General features: G+C 61.1%; 14 protein-coding genes and 1 pseudogene. 5 read left to right on the top strand and 10 right to left on the bottom strand.

From position 1 onward, the window contains the following. The first annotated feature begins 2 nt into the window (after window positions 1–2). Genes argH through V6R85_RS22400 form a run of 3 tightly spaced genes read left to right on the top strand, consistent with a single transcriptional unit; the run spans window position 3 to window position 3447 of the window. Complete coding sequence (argH, locus tag V6R85_RS22410) at window positions 3–1517, top strand: argininosuccinate lyase (protein WP_020810877.1); 1515 nt, start codon at window positions 3–5, stop codon at window positions 1515–1517. Then, on the top strand, window positions 1517–2557 hold the full coding sequence (locus V6R85_RS22405) for an ABC transporter ATP-binding protein (RefSeq protein ID WP_111820829.1): 1041 nt from the start codon (window positions 1517–1519) through the stop codon (window positions 2555–2557). Before argH ends, V6R85_RS22405 begins: the two co-directional genes overlap by 1 nt. Further along, window positions 2554–3447, top strand: a complete 894-nt coding sequence (locus tag V6R85_RS22400; protein ID WP_111791827.1) for a carbohydrate kinase family protein — start codon at window positions 2554–2556, stop codon at window positions 3445–3447. The genes V6R85_RS22405 and V6R85_RS22400 overlap by 4 nt, the downstream gene beginning before the upstream one ends. 15 nt (window positions 3448–3462) lie before the next feature. On the opposite strand, the gene betC is transcribed toward V6R85_RS22400, so the two are convergent. Both betC and V6R85_RS22390 read right to left on the bottom strand, forming a co-directional pair. After that, window positions 3463–4977, bottom strand: a complete 1515-nt coding sequence (gene betC / locus V6R85_RS22395) for a choline-sulfatase (RefSeq protein WP_111791826.1) — start codon at window positions 4975–4977, stop codon at window positions 3463–3465. 14 nt (window positions 4978–4991) lie between these two features. Next, on the bottom strand, window positions 4992–5945 hold the full coding sequence (locus V6R85_RS22390; RefSeq protein WP_111820830.1) for a choline ABC transporter substrate-binding protein: 954 nt from the start codon (window positions 5943–5945) through the stop codon (window positions 4992–4994). 94 nt (window positions 5946–6039) lie between these two features. Here V6R85_RS22390 and V6R85_RS22385 point away from each other — a divergent pair, with 94 nt between their 5' ends. Beyond that, window positions 6040–6936 (top strand): choline sulfate utilization transcriptional regulator, encoded by an 897-nt coding sequence (locus tag V6R85_RS22385; protein ID WP_336377215.1) that lies wholly within the window; start codon window positions 6040–6042, stop codon window positions 6934–6936. A 30-nt stretch (window positions 6937–6966) separates the two neighbouring features. Here the strand turns inward: V6R85_RS22385 and V6R85_RS22380 are convergent, their stop codons facing one another. The 6 genes from V6R85_RS22380 to V6R85_RS22355 form a co-directional block, all read right to left on the bottom strand. Next, entirely contained in the window at window positions 6967–8418 is a 1452-nt protein-coding gene (locus tag V6R85_RS22380) for an aldehyde dehydrogenase (protein ID WP_077998797.1), read from the bottom strand. Window positions 8419–8434: 16 nt separating this feature from the next. After that, window positions 8435–9157 carry an ABC transporter ATP-binding protein gene (locus V6R85_RS22375; protein ID WP_080864438.1) on the bottom strand — a complete coding sequence of 241 codons (723 nt, stop codon included), beginning with the start codon at window positions 9155–9157 and terminating at the stop codon, window positions 8435–8437. Next, window positions 9150–9878 (bottom strand): ABC transporter ATP-binding protein, encoded by a 729-nt coding sequence (locus tag V6R85_RS22370; RefSeq protein ID WP_080864439.1) that lies wholly within the window; start codon window positions 9876–9878, stop codon window positions 9150–9152. Before V6R85_RS22370 ends, V6R85_RS22375 begins: the two co-directional genes overlap by 8 nt. Next, window positions 9875–10783, bottom strand: a complete 909-nt coding sequence (locus V6R85_RS22365; protein WP_111820831.1) for an ABC transporter permease subunit — start codon at window positions 10781–10783, stop codon at window positions 9875–9877. Before V6R85_RS22365 ends, V6R85_RS22370 begins: the two co-directional genes overlap by 4 nt. Beyond that, window positions 10780–11652: a branched-chain amino acid ABC transporter permease gene (locus V6R85_RS22360; protein ID WP_336377214.1), complete on the bottom strand. Its 873-nt coding sequence runs from the start codon at window positions 11650–11652 to the stop codon at window positions 10780–10782. The genes V6R85_RS22365 and V6R85_RS22360 overlap by 4 nt, the downstream gene beginning before the upstream one ends. Window positions 11653–11722: 70 nt before the next feature. Beyond that, window positions 11723–12937 (bottom strand): amino acid ABC transporter substrate-binding protein, encoded by a 1215-nt coding sequence (locus V6R85_RS22355; protein WP_336377213.1) that lies wholly within the window; start codon window positions 12935–12937, stop codon window positions 11723–11725. A gap of 134 nt (window positions 12938–13071) precedes the next feature. Between V6R85_RS22355 and V6R85_RS22350 the strand changes: the two genes are divergently transcribed. Further along, complete coding sequence (locus V6R85_RS22350) at window positions 13072–13944, top strand: helix-turn-helix transcriptional regulator (protein ID WP_112950976.1); 873 nt, start codon at window positions 13072–13074, stop codon at window positions 13942–13944. 21 nt (window positions 13945–13965) lie between these two features. On the opposite strand, the gene V6R85_RS22345 is transcribed toward V6R85_RS22350, so the two are convergent. Together V6R85_RS22345 and V6R85_RS22340 are read right to left on the bottom strand one after the other, a co-directional pair. Then, a complete protein-coding gene (locus V6R85_RS22345) occupies window positions 13966–14265 on the bottom strand; it encodes a HigA family addiction module antitoxin (RefSeq protein ID WP_112950975.1) in 300 nt (99 codons plus the stop codon). A 55-nt stretch (window positions 14266–14320) separates the two neighbouring features. Beyond that, a pseudogene (locus V6R85_RS22340) lies at window positions 14321–14603 on the bottom strand (type II toxin-antitoxin system RelE/ParE family toxin). Between the last annotated feature and the right edge of the window lie 28 nt (window positions 14604–14631).

Raw genomic sequence — 14631 nt, 5'->3', positions numbered from 1 at the left:
TCATGGCCGATATCAACCCGCGCCTGTCCGACACCAGCAGGTTTCCCGATCCTGTCTACAAGGAAACCGTGCTGCGCCCGCTTTTCGATGGCGCCAAGAACCACCATGTCGACGGGTTCCGCCGCATCGACCGCGCGCATCTCGTCATGCTGCGCGAAACCGGAATTCTGGATGCTGAAACGGCGGCGAGAATCGCCGGCGCGCTCGAAGACATCGACAGGACCATCGAGCCATCGGAGCTGGTCTATACCGGCGAGGTCGAGGATTTCTTCTTCCTGATCGAAAAGGAACTGAAGGCCCGTATCGGCGTCGATGTCGCCGGTCGCCTGCACACGGCCCGCTCGCGCAACGATATCGATCACACCCTGTTCAAGATCGGCCTCAAGGAAAAGATCGACACGCTCACCGCCAAGGCGCGTGTTCTGCTGAAAGCGCTGATTGATGCCGCCGAGCGCAATCAATCCACCCTGATTGTGGCCTATACGCATGGGCAGCCGGCCCAGCCCACCACTTTCGGCCATTATCTCTCCGCCGCCATCGAAGTCCTCATTCGGGATATCGACCGTTTCGCGGAAGCTCGCCGAATCGTCGATCTCTCACCCATGGGCGCCGCCGCCATCACCACCTCCGGCTTTCCCATTGATCGCGCCCGCGTCGCCGAGCTTCTCGGTTTTGCCGCGCCGCTGCGCAATTCCTATTCCTGCATCGCCGCCGTCGACTACACGACGGCGACCTATGGCGCGATCGAGTTGATGTTCCTGCATCTCGGCAGGCTCATTCAGGACTTCCAGTTCTGGACGAGCTTCGAAGTCGGCCAGATCTACGTGCCGAATTCGCTGGTGCAGATATCCTCGATCATGCCGCAGAAGCGCAACCCGGTGCCGATCGAACATCTGCGCCACCTCGCCAGCCAGACGTTCGGGCGGGCGCGGACCATGCTCGACGTGATGCACAACACGCCCTTCACCGATATGAACGACAGCGAAGGTGAAACGCAGGGCATGGGTTACGAGGCCTTCGCTTCGGCCGGCCGGGTTCTCGATCTCCTCGCCAGCCTTGTCGGCCAGATCAGCATCGACCCTGAGAGGGTCGACCAGAATATCCGCCGTTCCTGCATCACCATCACGGAACTGGCGGATTCGCTCGTCCGCATCGAGGACCTGTCATTCCGCCAGGCCCACGAGATCGCCGCGACTGTCGCCAAGAGCGTTGTGGCGCTGAAGGGCGATCTGCCGAATGACGGCTACCAGCCGTTCCTCAACGCGTTCGAGGAACTGGCGGGGCGCAAAACCGGCATCAGCGAAGAAAAGTTCAGGCAGATCGTCTCGCCGGAGCACTTTGTCGCGGTACGCGGCCGCTTCGGCGGCCCTGCCCCCGAACCGATGCGGGAGGCGATTGCCGCCTATCGCGGCAAGCTTGCTGCATTCGAGGCGGAAGCAAAACGATCCGCCGATCACGAAGCGGCAAAGGCCGCCGAACTGGCAGAGAAATTCACCGCCCTGACGGGAGCGCGATAATGGCGACAATCGAACTCACTCAACTCGTAAAGCGCTACGGCAAGGTGGAGGCGGTCAAGGGCATCGACCTTGCCATCGAAGATGGCGAATTCGTCGTTTTCGTCGGCCCTTCCGGCTGCGGAAAATCGACGACGCTGCGCATGATCGCAGGGCTCGAAGAAATCTCCGACGGCACGCTGAAGATCGGCGGGAACGTCGTCAACGAGAAGGAACCGAAACAGCGCAACATCGCCATGGTCTTCCAGAACTATGCGATCTACCCGCATATGACGGTTCGCCAGAATATTGGCTTCGGGCTTTATACCGCAAAGCTCGACAAGGCGGAAAAGAACCGGCGTATCGAAGAGGCCGGGCGGGTGCTGGGGCTTGAGGCGTTGCTCGACCGTCGGCCAGCGGCTTTGTCTGGCGGCCAGCGGCAGCGCGTCGCCATCGGCCGCGCCATGGTGCGCGATCCCGCAGCCTTTCTTTTCGACGAGCCGCTATCCAATCTCGACGCCCAGCTGAGATCGCAGATGCGCATTGAAATCAAGCGCTTGCATCAACGTCTTAAGACGACAACCGTCTACGTTACCCACGACCAGGTGGAAGCCATGACCATGGCGGACCGGATTGTCGTCATGAAGGACGGCCATATCCTGCAGGTTGGCACGCCGACTGAACTCTACGAAACACCCGTCGATGTGTTTACCGCCCGCTTCATCGGCAGCCCCTCGATGAACCTTTTGCGAGGGACCAAAACAACCAACAGCGTTACGCCCTCCGCCAAGGGCGAGTTTTTGATCGGTGTGCGGCCGCACGACCTGCTGGTTGGAGAAACCGACGCCACACAGGGAACGTTTACGCTTGAAGGAACGGTAACCGCGGTTGAGCCTCTTGGCCCGGAAACACTGGTTCATCTGGACACCGACACTACCTCGGTGATCGCAACCTCTAGAGGCAAATCCATTCCGGCAGTTGGCACCCGGCTGCAATGCCGGGCGGAAACAGGCGCGCTTTATCTTTTCGATGCGAAGACGGAAAAGCTTCTGGGCCGCGCATGATGACAACAGAAAAATCAGCCGTCATCAGCATTGGCCGCATCTATTGCGACCTCATTTTCACCGGGCTTGACGAATTGCCGGTGCTCGGCCGGGAACTGTTTGCACGCGACATGGAAATCGCCGCCGGCGGCGGAGCTTTCATCGCCGCCGCGCATCTCGCCCATATCGGCCGTCCCGCTGCGCTGCTTGCAAGGCTCGGCACCGACACCTTCTCGCGCGATATCGGTGAGAAAATGCAGGAGAGCGGTGTCGATCTGCAATTTCTGGAGCATTCGGCGGATGCGGGGCCGCAGGTCACGGTGGCGACGGTGGTTGGCCACGACCGTGCATTTTTGACACGCCGCGCCGGCGCCGCCCGACCTTCGACACTGGATACCGCCCTTGCGTGGGACAAGGCACGGCATATGCACATCGCCGAATTCGCTACTTTGCACGAAATCCCCGATCTCGTCGCGCGCGCCAAGGCGAGCGGATTGTCCGTCTCGCTCGACCCGAGCTGGGACGCCTCGCTGATCTACGACAAGGGTCTGCTCAGGGCCTGTGCCGGTGTCGACGTTTTTTTGCCCAATCTTGAAGAGGCCGAAGCAATCACCGGGCATTCGGAACCGGAAACGGCTATCCGGAGATTGGCGGAGGCTTTCCCGATGGTCGCCCTCAAAGGCGGCGCGGAGGGTGCATGGGTATCATCTGCAGCCGGGATTCAGCATAAAGCCGCCCAAAAGGTCCCGGTGGTCGATACGACCGGCGCAGGCGATGCCTTTAATGCCGGTTTTCTTGATACATGGCTTCAGGGTCAGAACGAACAGCAATGCCTCGAAGCCGGCATCGCAGCGGGCAGTCTTGCCGTGCAGGCGGCAGGCGGCGCACCGAAGGTGACCGCCGCCGCGTGAGACGCCCTGCCCACATCACTCCCCGCGCGGAAAACGCTGGTTCTCTTCCAGCACGTTAAGGTCCATGTGGTTGCGCATGTAGCGTTCGGAGGCCTTTTGCAGCGGCTGGTAATCCCACGGGTAATAAGCGCCATTGCGCAACGCCTTGTAGACCACCCAGCGCCGCGCCTGGCTTTCCCGCACGGCAGCATCGAAAACAGGCAATTGCCAGCGCCGGTCGATTTCGCTGGCAAGCGATGAAAGCACGGCACTGAAAGCGGGATCACCGGCAAGGTTGGTGCGCTCTTCCGGATCGGCTTCGAGATCGTAAAGCAGCGGCGGATCAGCCTCGCAGACCGACAGCTTGTAGCGCCCGTCACGGATGGCGACGAGCGGCGCGATCGAGCCTTCGGCGGCATATTCCATCGGCACCGGGCCGCGCTCTCCAGTTCCCGCAGCCAGCGCCGACAGGTCTTCGCCATCGGTCCAGCGTTTGAGCGAGGTGATATCGAGGCCCGCAAGCCCGCAGAGCGTCGGCGTGACATCGAGCGTCGAGACGGGCGTGTCGATCAGGGCCGGCTGCCAGCCGGGTGCGGCGATCATCAGCGGCACGCGGGCGGAGCCCTCAAAGAAACACATCTTGAACCAAAGCCCACGCTCGCCCAGCATGTCGCCATGGTCGGACAGGAAGAGGATGATGGTGTCCTCCTCCATCCGTGTCGCTTTCAGCACGTCGAGAATCTCACCGATCTTCTCGTCGATATAGGAGATATTGGCGAAATAACCGCGCCGTGCACGGCGTATCTGCTCCGGCGAAATATCGAAAGCCTCATGATCGCAGGCTTCCAGCAACCGTTTCGAATGCGAATCCTGCTCCTCGAAGGCAATCGCCGATGTCTGCGGATCAAGCGCCGGGCAATCCTCGTAGAGATCCCAGAATTTGCGCCGCGCCACATAGGGGTCGTGCGGATGGGTGAAGCTGACGGTCAGGCACCAGGGGCGGTCATCGAGCCGGCGCGACAGATCGTAGAGCTTGCGGGTGGCGTGATAGGCCACCTCGTCATCATATTCCATCTGATTGGTGATTTCAGCGACACCCGCACCGGTGACCGAGCCGAGATTGTGATACCACCAGTCGATCCGTTCGCCGGGCTTGGTATAATCAGGCGTCCAACCGAAATCCGCCGGATAGATATCCGTCGTCAGACGCTCTTCGAAGCCATGTAATTGGTCCGGTCCGACGAAATGCATCTTGCCTGAAAGGCCGGTGTAATAACCCGCCGCCCGCAGATGGTGCGCATAGGTCGGAATGTCGGAAGCGAATTCGGCAGCGTTATCATAGACCCGCGTCCGGCTGGGCAACTGCCCGGACATGAAAGAAGCGCGGGCCGGCGCGCAGAGCGGGCTTGCCGTGTAAGTGTTGGCGAAGCGGACAGACCGCTCCGCCAGTGCTTTCAGATGTGGTGCGTGGATAAAATCGGCCGGACCATCGGGAAAAAACGTCCCGTTGAACTGGTCGGCCATCAGGATCAGGATATTGGGACGCGGCATTTCGACTTTCCGGCTTAGAGACCAAGCTTGCCTTTGACGGCGTCCGCACCCGGCTTGCCATCCAGCGTGGTGACGCCTTGCAGCCAGCCATCCAGCACCTTCGGATTGGCCTTCAGCCAGGCCGTCGCCGCCGCTTTGGAATCCTCACCGCCGAGAATGGAGCCCATCAGGCTGTTTTCCATGCCGATATCAAACTTCAGGTTCTTGAACAGCGTCGCCGCATTCGGGCATTGCTGCGCCCAGCCGGTGCGGGCCAGCGTATAGACTTCCGCGCCGCCGAAATTCGGGCCGAAATAGGCGTCACCTCCGGAGAGATAGGCGATATCGATCTTCTCATTCATCGGATGCGGCGCCCAGGCGAGGAAGACCACGGCCTTCTTGTCCCTGCCCGCCCGTTCCACCTGCGCCAGCATGGCCTGTTCGCCGGATTCAAGGAGCTGCCAGCCTTTCAGGCCGAAATCATTGGCGTCGATGATCTTCTGGATATTCTGGTTGGCCGGCGCGCCCGGCTCGATGCCGTAAATCTTGCTTTCGAACTCATCGGCATGTCTGGCGAGATCGGCAAAATCCTTCACGCCCTTTTCCGCCATATAGGAAGGCACCGCCAGCGTGAACTTGGCGCCCTCCAGGTTCTTCGTCATCACCTCGGCCGCTTTCGCCGCGTTCAGATCGTCGACGAAGGACTTCTGGGCCGGCATCCAGTTGCCGAGAAAGACATCGATTTCGCCATTTTTCATGGCCTGGTAGCCGATCGGCACCGAAAGCGTCTTGACGTCGGCTTCATAACCCAGCGCATCGAGCACGACGGAAGCGACACCGTTAGTAGCAGTAATGTCGGTCCAGCCGGGATCGCTGAGGCGAATGGTCTTGCAGGCGGCGTCATCGGCCGCCTGTAGCGGGGTGGAGAATGCCGCCACGGACAGAATGAGACCGGCGGCGATGCGGTGCAGATGAGAAACGGTTTTCATTGCGGCTCCCCTTTTATTAGTCCAGTTTATTGAACACCACATTGTTTTTGCCTGTGAAGCGGGTATTTTTCGATGACTGATATAAGGAAATTTAATGTCTGATCGGCCGCTTGACCTCGGATGGATGCGCATTTTCACCGATGTCGCGCGCCGCGGCAGCCTCACGGCTGCGGCGGCATCGCTGCGACTGACCCAGCCGGCCGTCAGCTATCAGATGCGCAAACTCGAGGATGAGCTGGGCGTGGTTCTTATCCGGCGCAAGCATCGCGGCATCGAACTCACCGCCGAAGGACAAAAGCTGTTCGACATCGTCTCGCGTAATGTCGACGCCATCGATCTTCTCGCGCAGCAGCTTCGCCGGACGGAGGACCGGCAGACTATCCGCCTGCACACGGACTATGCCTTTTCGTCCCTGTGGCTCATCCCGCGCATGCATGGCTTTCGAGCGCTCAACCCCGACATAAACATCCAGATCGTGGCAACGCAGGACCCTCTTGGTCAGGGCAAACATGATAGCGACGTGATGATCATTTTCGGCACGCGGCAGGAGGCCGGCGACGGAGCGGTGCTGCTGCTTTCGGAAAAGGTCACGCCAGTCTGCTCGCCTGCCCTGCTGACCGAAACACCGGCACCCGCGACCGTCGCGGATTTTTCACGGCGAAAGCTCATCCACCTCGAAAATACCTCGCAAGCGCACTGGTTCGACTGGGCTGCCTACTTCAAGCATTTCGGCGTGCATCGCGGTGCCGAGCATGATGGCGGCGATATCAGCTTCAACAATTACACCATGGTGGTGCAGGCAACCATCGGCGAACAGGGTTTCGCGCTCGGCTGGGCAGGACTGGTCGATCCGTTGCTTGAGGCCGGCGTGCTGGTGATGGCCGGCCCGAGCCTCGATGCGCCGGGACGCGGCTACTGGCTGATGCGGCCGAAAAGCAGCGACAGCGCGGTGAGAAAACTCACCGGCTGGCTGATCGACGAGCGGCGATGACGCCGCCCGCCACCCTGTACCGTTTCCTGTTCAGATCGGATAATGCAGCGGCCCGTCCTGCAGCGTGACCCAGCGTAGCTCAGTGAATTCCGCAATGCCCGCCGTACCGCCGAAGCGGCCGTAACCGGAAGCCTTGACCCCGCCGAAGGGCATCTGCGCTTCATCGTGAACGGTCGGGCCGTTGATGTGGCAGATGCCACTTTCAATGCGGGCGGCAATGGCAAGCGCCCGTGCCTGATCCCTGCCGAAAATTGCGGCGGAAAGACCGAACTCGGTTTCGTTGGCGATGCTCACCGCCTCATCGATGCTGCCGGCGCGGATGATGGAGACGACGGGACCGAAGCTTTCCTCCGCATAAAGTCGCATGGCGGGCGTGACGCCATCGACGGCGATCGCATCCACCATCGTGCCATTACCGCCGCCGCCCGCGGCCAGCCGCGCGCCCTTGGAGACGGCATCATCCACCAGCGCCCGAATGCGCGATGTCGCTTCGGCGCTGACCAGCGAGCCGAGCGGTGTTTTGCCCTCACGCGGATCGCCGGCCGTGAGGCTCGACGCTTTTTTGGCGAAGGCCTCCACAAATGCATCGGCAACGCTGTCGAGTACGATGATGCGCTCCGTCGACATGCAGATCTGGCCCTGGTTCATATAAGCGCCGAAAGCGGCAGCCGCGACAGCCGCATCGATATCGGCGTCATCAAGCACGATGAACGGCGCCTTGCCGCCAAGCTCCAGCAAAGCGGGTTTCAGATAACGGCCGGCGGTTTCGGCAATCACCCGGCCAACGCGGGTCGAGCCGGTGAAATTCACGCGTCTGACGGCGGGGTGTGCGATCAGCGTATCGACGATCTTTGCCGCATCTTCCGGTGCATTGGAGACGGCGTTGAGCACGCCCTTCGGCAGACCCGCCGAAGCGACGGCTTCAATGATCAGCGCATGGGTGCGCGGGCACAGTTCCGAGGTCTTCATGACAACCGTATTGCCGCAGGCGAGCGGCGTGGCGATGGAGCGCACGCCGAGAATGACCGGCGCATTCCACGGCGCGATGGACAGCACGACACCGGCGGGCTGGCGCAGTGCCATCGCCATGGTTCCGGGACGGTTGGAAGGAATGACCTCGCCCTTGATCTGGGTCGTCAGGCTTGCCGCCTCCACCAGCATATCGCTTGCCAGTTTGACGTTGAACCCGGCCCAGGCATCGGTTGCGCCGATTTCTTCCTTCATCGCCTGGGTAATGTCAGGCCCGGCAGCGAGAAGCGCCTGTGCGGCAGCCAGAAGCAGGCGGCGGCGTTCACCGGGAGGCGTTGCCGACCAGACCGGGAAAGCGGCCGCCGCGGCATCGGCTGCCCGGGTGGCGTCCTCCACCGTTGCCGCCGCAGCACTCGTCGCCACGTCGCCGGTGATGGGGTTGCTGCGTTCGAAACGCTTGCCGCTTGTGGCCGGGCAATGGTCGCCGCCGATGAAAAGATTGACTGTCTGCATGGTCTTCCTCCTGAATTCAGACAATGGCGGCGGTGGTGCCGCCAAGAAACGCCCGTTGCACGGCGGGATCGGCGGACAGGGCCTCAGCCGTGCCTGCCCCGACAATCCGCCCTGCTTCCAGCAAATATCCGCGATCGGCAAGTGCGAGGCTTTCGCGCACATTCTGCTCCACGAGCAGAATTGAAAGGCCGCTCTTCTTGATCTCCGCCAAAGCGGCAAAAAGCTCCTGCGTGACGATGGGCGCAAGGCCAAGGCTCGGCTCGTCCAGCAATAGATAATCCGGCGCTGACATTAGCGCACGCCCGATGGCGACCATCTGCTGTTCGCCGCCGGACATGGTGCCGGCAAGCTGCTGCCGCCGCTCGGCAAGGCGCGGAAACAGCGAGAAAATATGCTCTCGTGTCGCTTTTTCCGCTGAACGGGCATGGCGGGGATTGGCCCCGAGACGGAGATTGTCCTCCACCGTCAGCGCCGCGAAAATTCCGCGTCCCTCCGGCACCAGCGCCACGCCCCGCTCCACAATCTGATGGGCGGGGACAGCGGCAAGCGACGCGCCATTGACGCGCACTTCGCCGGAGACCGGAGCCACCATGCCGCCGACCGCCTTCAGCAAAGACGACTTGCCCGCACCATTGGCACCAAGCAGCACCACCGTTTCGCCCTTGGCAACATTGAGCGATATGCCGTCAACCGCGAGATGTTTGCCGTAGCGGATTGTCAGTGCGTCTATTTCAAGCATGCGCCGCTCCCAGATAGGCGGAAATGACCTGCGGATCGTCAAGCACCGTTGCCGTCGGCCCATCGGCGATCTTGCGACCGGCCGCCATGACCACGGAGCGCGGGCAGAGTGCGTGCACAGCAGCCATGATATGTTCCACCAGCAGGATCGTCGTACCCTCGGATGCCAACCGCCGGATCAGCGCTATCCCTTCCTGCAGTTCGGTGGGATTGAGACCTGCAAGCCATTCATCCAGCAACAGAAGCTTCGGTTCGCCCGCCAGCGCACGCGCCAGTTCAAGGCGTTTCTGATCGATATAGGTGAGGTCGCCGGCCGGCATGGTTTCCCGCCCGGCAAGGCCTATTCTTTCGAGGCAGGCGCGCGCGACCTTCTCCGCCTCGATACGGGACAGGCGTTGTGGCCCGAACATGGCCGATACGGCAACGTTTTCAAGCAGGGAAAGCGACGGCAAAAGCCGCACGAGCTGGAAGGTGCGCGCCACGCCGGCGCGCGCAATCACATCCGGCCGCCGGCCTGCAATCTCCTGCCCTTTGAGCCGGATAGACCCTTCAGTGGGCTTCAGCGCCCCGGAGACGAGGTTCATCAGCGTCGTCTTGCCGGAACCGTTTGGCCCTAGCAGCCCGACGACCTCGCCGGCCTCGATGGTGAGGCCAAGGCCATCCACCGCCTTCAGCCCGCCAAAGGTCTTGCGGATATCAGTGATTTCGAGAACGGCGCTCATGCGGCTTTCTCCTTTTTGCGCAGCTTCTCCAGCGCCGCCAGCACCCCATCCGGCAGAACAAAAACGATGAGGATGAAGAGAGCGCCGAGAATGATGGAAAAATGATTGGGGAAGTTCGCGCCCAGCCACTCGAACAGCAGGAACAGCGGCACCGCACCGAGAATGGGTCCCAAGCGGTGTGTGGCTCCGCCGAGCAACGCCATGATGACGGTGAGGAACGATACCTGCGGATTAAAGACGATGGCCGGCTCGATATAGACCCAGCGCGGGGCCTGAATGGCGCCGACCAGCGTGATGATCGTGGCGGACAGCACGAAGAGCGTCAGCTTGGTGCGGGCCAAGTTGATACCCGCATGGGCGGCCACGACCTCGTCGTCACCGATTGCCTTCAGCGCCAGTCCGAGCTTGCTGCGGTCGATGAGGATCGCCAGCAAAAGTGTGACGACAGCCAGCGCCAGCAATTGCCAGAGTACGTGTTGCGGCTCCAGCGGCAAGAAGATGTAACGCCCGAGCGTGCCGGTCACATTCACCTCATACCAGGTGATGAGCTGGCGGATGAGCTCGGCAAGACCAAAGGAAAAGATCACGAAATAAATGCCGGCGACGCGCAGTGTGGAAAGCCCGACGACAAGCGCCAGCGCCGCGCCGACAAGGGCCGCACACAGGAGCACCAGCGGCCATGGCAGAACCTCGCTCAGCACCGCGACCGTATAGGCCCCGACACCGAAAAAGGCGACGGTGGCGAGCGAAATATAGCGCGTCGGGCCGGAGAACATCGCCCAGGCGGAGGCAAGCGTCGCATAACCGAGAAGGCCGATAATGACGCCGACGCCATAGGCATCGAAAAAGAAGGGGGAAAGCGCCAGCAGTGCAGCTGCGGCAAGGCCGATGAGAAGCGGGATCATTTGCCCCTCCTTGCGAAGATGCCTTCCGGACGCCAGAGCAGCACCACGAGAAAGAGCAGATAGGTGGCGGCAAGCGTGAGGCCGGGATCGACATAAACGAGCACGAAGGTTTCCACGAGACCGAGCAGCAGGCCGGCCACCAGCGCGCCAAGCAGATTGCCGACACCGCCCATGATGACGACGACAAGCGCCTTCATGGTCAAGACCACGCCATAGGAGGCGGAAAAGGTCTGGTACATCGAAATCATCACCCCGCCGGCCACGGCGAGTGCTCCGCCAAGCGCAAAGCCGATCGAGGCCACACGGTTCACATCAATGCCGACCAGCGGCGCGGATTTGGGCGCAAGCGCCACCGCCCGCAGGTTGAGGCCCCAGCGGCTGTGGGTGAGCGCCAGATAAAGCCCGCCGCCAATCGCGACCGACAGGATGAACGACAGGAGCCGGTTCAGCGCTACCGTCGTGCCGAAGATGTCGACGCCATCGGAGAGATAGGAATAGGAATGGTAGTTGCCGCCGAACACCACGAGCATGATCCCCTGGATAACGAAGAGCAGCCCGAAGGTCGCCAGAATGGAATCGACTTCCAGGCGGCCGGAGCCGCCCGAACGGCGCACCAGCGGCCGCATCATGACCCGGTAGATCACGAAAGACAGGGCGTAACCGAGCGGCACGATGATGAACAGCGACCAGAGCGGCGACAGGCCATAGCTGGAAAACAACACGAAGGTGATGAAGGCAGCCGCAATCAGCACCTCGCCATAAGCAAGGTTCATGATGCGGGCAATGCCATATTGCAGCGAAAGTCCAAGCGCGATCAGCGCATAGGTCCCTCCCAGCATCAAGCCGAAGATGAGGGTGGATAAGAACAAGGGAATGTCTCCAGTATGGAAGATGGCCGAAGCCTTCCGGCCGGGGTTCGCGGCCCCGGCCGGCAAAGGCTCACCATTGCGGCTTCGGAACGACCGGCTTGGCCGCACCCGGGCGGTCTGCGGGCGCAATCGCCACAAAACGCTCACCCTGCCATTGCCCCGCCCACCAGAGCTGGCGAAGCTGGTTGTCTTCAAGCTTGACCGGGCCGATGACGGTGTCGAAGCTTCCCGTCGAAAGTTCATTTGCCACCGCCACCTTGTCGAGGCCGACGCGCTGGATGGACTGGGCCAGCATTTCGAGGCTTGCATAGGTGATGGCGCTTGCCCAGCTGTCCGGCTTGGTGCCGATGAAGGCTTCGTGGCGTTTGAAATAATCCTCGATCTTGTCGCTGCTGCCATCGACGCCGCCGATGCTGATCACGCCCTCCTGCTTGCCATCGGAGACCTTCGGGAAGATCGGGAAAGCACCGCCGACGCCGACATAAAGGACCTTCGGGTTGAACTTCGCCGTCTGCGCCTGTTTCGTCACCGCAAAACTATCGGGCGGATAGGAAAAGGCGATGAAGCTGTCCGCACCGCTCGCCGCCGCCTCGTTCACAAGTGCTGCGAAATCGGAGGTGCCGACCGGATAGGTCTTGTCATAGGCAAGTGTGAAACCCGCTTCCTTCAGCGCCGGCCGCGCGGCCTTGATGAGATCGATGCCGAAACCGTCAGCCACGGAAATCACCGCGACCTTGTCGTTGATCTGGCCGGCATCGCGCGCAGCTTTCAAGACATCGGCGAGCGCATTGGCATAGTCATGACCACCGCCCAGCATCCAGAAGCTCTTTTTCCAGCGCGCCGCGAAATCGGGCGCCTTGTCGGTAACGCCGGTCACGGCCAGCTGTGGATAACCGAAACGGTCGTAAAGCGGTGCGACGGCCAGATTGAAGCCCGTGCCCCAGGGCGGCAGGATGAAATCGACCTTGTCCTGGCTCGCCAGACGCTCGGTGAACCGCACCGCATCCTCGGCCGAGGAGCGGTCGTCATACTCGACCACTTCCACCGGCAGGCGCTTGCCATCCGGCAGGGTCAGGCCACCGGCATCGTTGACCTCTTTCACCCATAATTTGTAGTTCGGAATGGTGGTGATGCCAGCACCCGTGGCATTGGCGCCGCTTTTTGAAACGGCATAACCGATCTTCACCGAGGTACGATCCTGCGCAATGGCGTGACCGAAAGATACCGCCGACAAGGCAGCACCGGAGAGCAGGCAGAACAGCGTTCTGCGCTTCAGACTATTCATGATGTTCCTCCCAAAGCGCGTTGTCGGGGTTGCCGTTCTCCTCAAGGCTTTCCCCTGCGCCAAGCAAAGTTTAGCAATGACAGCCGCATATAAAATGCACTAGTGTGGCGCATTATTGTACTTTTGGGGATTGAATGCCACTGCACAGCCAGATTGCCGGCAATCGCTTGGAGATCACGGCGCGCATCCTCGCCTCCACGCTGCGCATATCCGAATTCCGGCTGGAATCGGATAGCGCCCATCTACTTCTCGTTTCCGCCGGGGAGGCGGAAATCATACAGGGCGAAAAGACGCTGCCTGTCCCGGCGCCGGGGCTTATCTGGCTGCCCATCGGCCCCACCGGCCGCCTGCGGCTGAATCCCGGAAGCCGTGGATCGCTGCTTAAGACGACGGAGATCGGGCTTGCCCATGCGATGCCCACCGGCACGAGCGCAAGCGCTGTTCGCAATATATTGCAACGTGTTCTGACGCAGACGCCGGCAGAGAAGGACCGGCTGGAGCTGGCGGGTTATCTCGAGACCATCGCCAGCGAAAACGTCCGCGCGACAACCGGTTCGGACACGATCATCGAAAGCCTGCTCTCCGTCACCCTTATCCGCATCTGCCAGCACGCCATCGCCGATATTGCCGCAGCCGTCTCAACCCCCGGCAGCCTCACCGAGCGTTTTGTGCTGCTGGTCAACCAGCACAAACGCGACCAATGGGGTGTGGAAGACTATGCAAGGCGCCTCGGCGTCAACCGCGAACGTCTTGGATTTGCAGTGCGCAAGGCGACAGGGCTTTCGCCGCAGGCCTATATTCACCGGGAACTGCTTTCCGAAGCGCGCGATCTTCTTCTCAACTCATCGCTGCAAGTCGCTGAAATCGCATTCCGATTGGGATTTCAGGACCCCGGTTATTTCAATCGCTTCTTCACCCGCAACGAGGGCACGTCTCCCGGCCGGTTCAGGAGAACGGCAACGCGAATGCAGAACGTGCCGCCGCCGTCTTATGCGGCCTGGCCATGACCTGACAGGCGGGGCTGAGAATTAGGCCGCTTCCAGTTCCTTGATATTGGCAAGGTCCGCTTCCAGCCTCACAGCCGCCGCCTTAATGTCGAAGGCGTTCTGCAAGTTCAGCCAATATTCCGGTGTGGTCTCGAAAAACTTTGCAAGGCGCAAGGCGGTGTCGGCGGTGATACCAAGTTTCTCTCCCGCAATCCGTTCTATGCGGGTGCGCGGAATATTGAGGTGCCTTGCAAGAGCGTAAGCCGACATCCCCAGCGGCTCAAGATAGAGTTCCCGCAGGATTTCGCCCGGATGGATCGGAGGCGATTTACTGATTGTCATGCTCGCTGGCCCTCCTTGGCCGATTTTTCATGAGCCTCTCCACGAGAATTCCAGACTAGTGATAGTCGGTTATTTCCACGCTTTCCGGCCCTGCTTCCGTCCAGACGAAGCAGATGCGCCACTGCTTGTTGATCCGGATCGAATGTTGGCCTTCACGGTCGCCGGACAGCTTTTCCAAAGGGTTACCGGGCGGTGACCGAAGGTCTGCTGAAGTGGTCGCCGCATCCAGGATGCGTGAGCAGCTGCTGGGCGCCGCGTACCAGATCGGCGGGAAAGCCCTTCTTCACAGATCCGTCGTCAATCGATGCAGCCAGCTTGTTTTTGAAAGAGCGGATCATTGCTGGCCTCGCGATGTTGGTATCACAA

Origin of the sequence: Agrobacterium sp. CCNWLW32, from assembly GCF_037083425.1 — a bacterium.
GTDB lineage: Bacteria > Pseudomonadota > Alphaproteobacteria > Rhizobiales > Rhizobiaceae > Agrobacterium > Agrobacterium radiobacter.
The sequence above is the reverse complement of the archived record's forward strand: the minus strand, read 5'-3'. Positions and strand labels throughout refer to the sequence as shown.

What these genes read in the sequence shown, in the direction of transcription:
- argH (WP_020810877.1), top strand. Translation starts at nt 3, where the DNA reads ATGGCCGATATCAACCCGCGCCTGTCCGACACCAGCAGGTTTCCCGAT.
- V6R85_RS22405 (WP_111820829.1), top strand. Translation starts at nt 1,517, where the DNA reads ATGGCGACAATCGAACTCACTCAACTCGTAAAGCGCTACGGCAAGGTG.
- V6R85_RS22400 (WP_111791827.1), top strand. Translation starts at nt 2,554, where the DNA reads ATGATGACAACAGAAAAATCAGCCGTCATCAGCATTGGCCGCATCTAT.
- betC (WP_111791826.1), bottom strand. Translation starts at nt 4,977, where the DNA reads ATGCCGCGTCCCAATATCCTGATCCTGATGGCCGACCAGTTCAACGGG.
- V6R85_RS22390 (WP_111820830.1), bottom strand. Translation starts at nt 5,945, where the DNA reads ATGAAAACCGTTTCTCATCTGCACCGCATCGCCGCCGGTCTCATTCTG.
- V6R85_RS22385 (WP_336377215.1), top strand. Translation starts at nt 6,040, where the DNA reads ATGTCTGATCGGCCGCTTGACCTCGGATGGATGCGCATTTTCACCGAT.
- V6R85_RS22380 (WP_077998797.1), bottom strand. Translation starts at nt 8,418, where the DNA reads ATGCAGACAGTCAATCTTTTCATCGGCGGCGACCATTGCCCGGCCACA.
- V6R85_RS22375 (WP_080864438.1), bottom strand. Translation starts at nt 9,157, where the DNA reads ATGCTTGAAATAGACGCACTGACAATCCGCTACGGCAAACATCTCGCG.
- V6R85_RS22370 (WP_080864439.1), bottom strand. Translation starts at nt 9,878, where the DNA reads ATGAGCGCCGTTCTCGAAATCACTGATATCCGCAAGACCTTTGGCGGG.
- V6R85_RS22365 (WP_111820831.1), bottom strand. Translation starts at nt 10,783, where the DNA reads ATGATCCCGCTTCTCATCGGCCTTGCCGCAGCTGCACTGCTGGCGCTT.
- V6R85_RS22355 (WP_336377213.1), bottom strand. Translation starts at nt 12,937, where the DNA reads ATGAATAGTCTGAAGCGCAGAACGCTGTTCTGCCTGCTCTCCGGTGCT.
- V6R85_RS22350 (WP_112950976.1), top strand. Translation starts at nt 13,072, where the DNA reads ATGCCACTGCACAGCCAGATTGCCGGCAATCGCTTGGAGATCACGGCG.
- V6R85_RS22345 (WP_112950975.1), bottom strand. Translation starts at nt 14,265, where the DNA reads ATGACAATCAGTAAATCGCCTCCGATCCATCCGGGCGAAATCCTGCGG.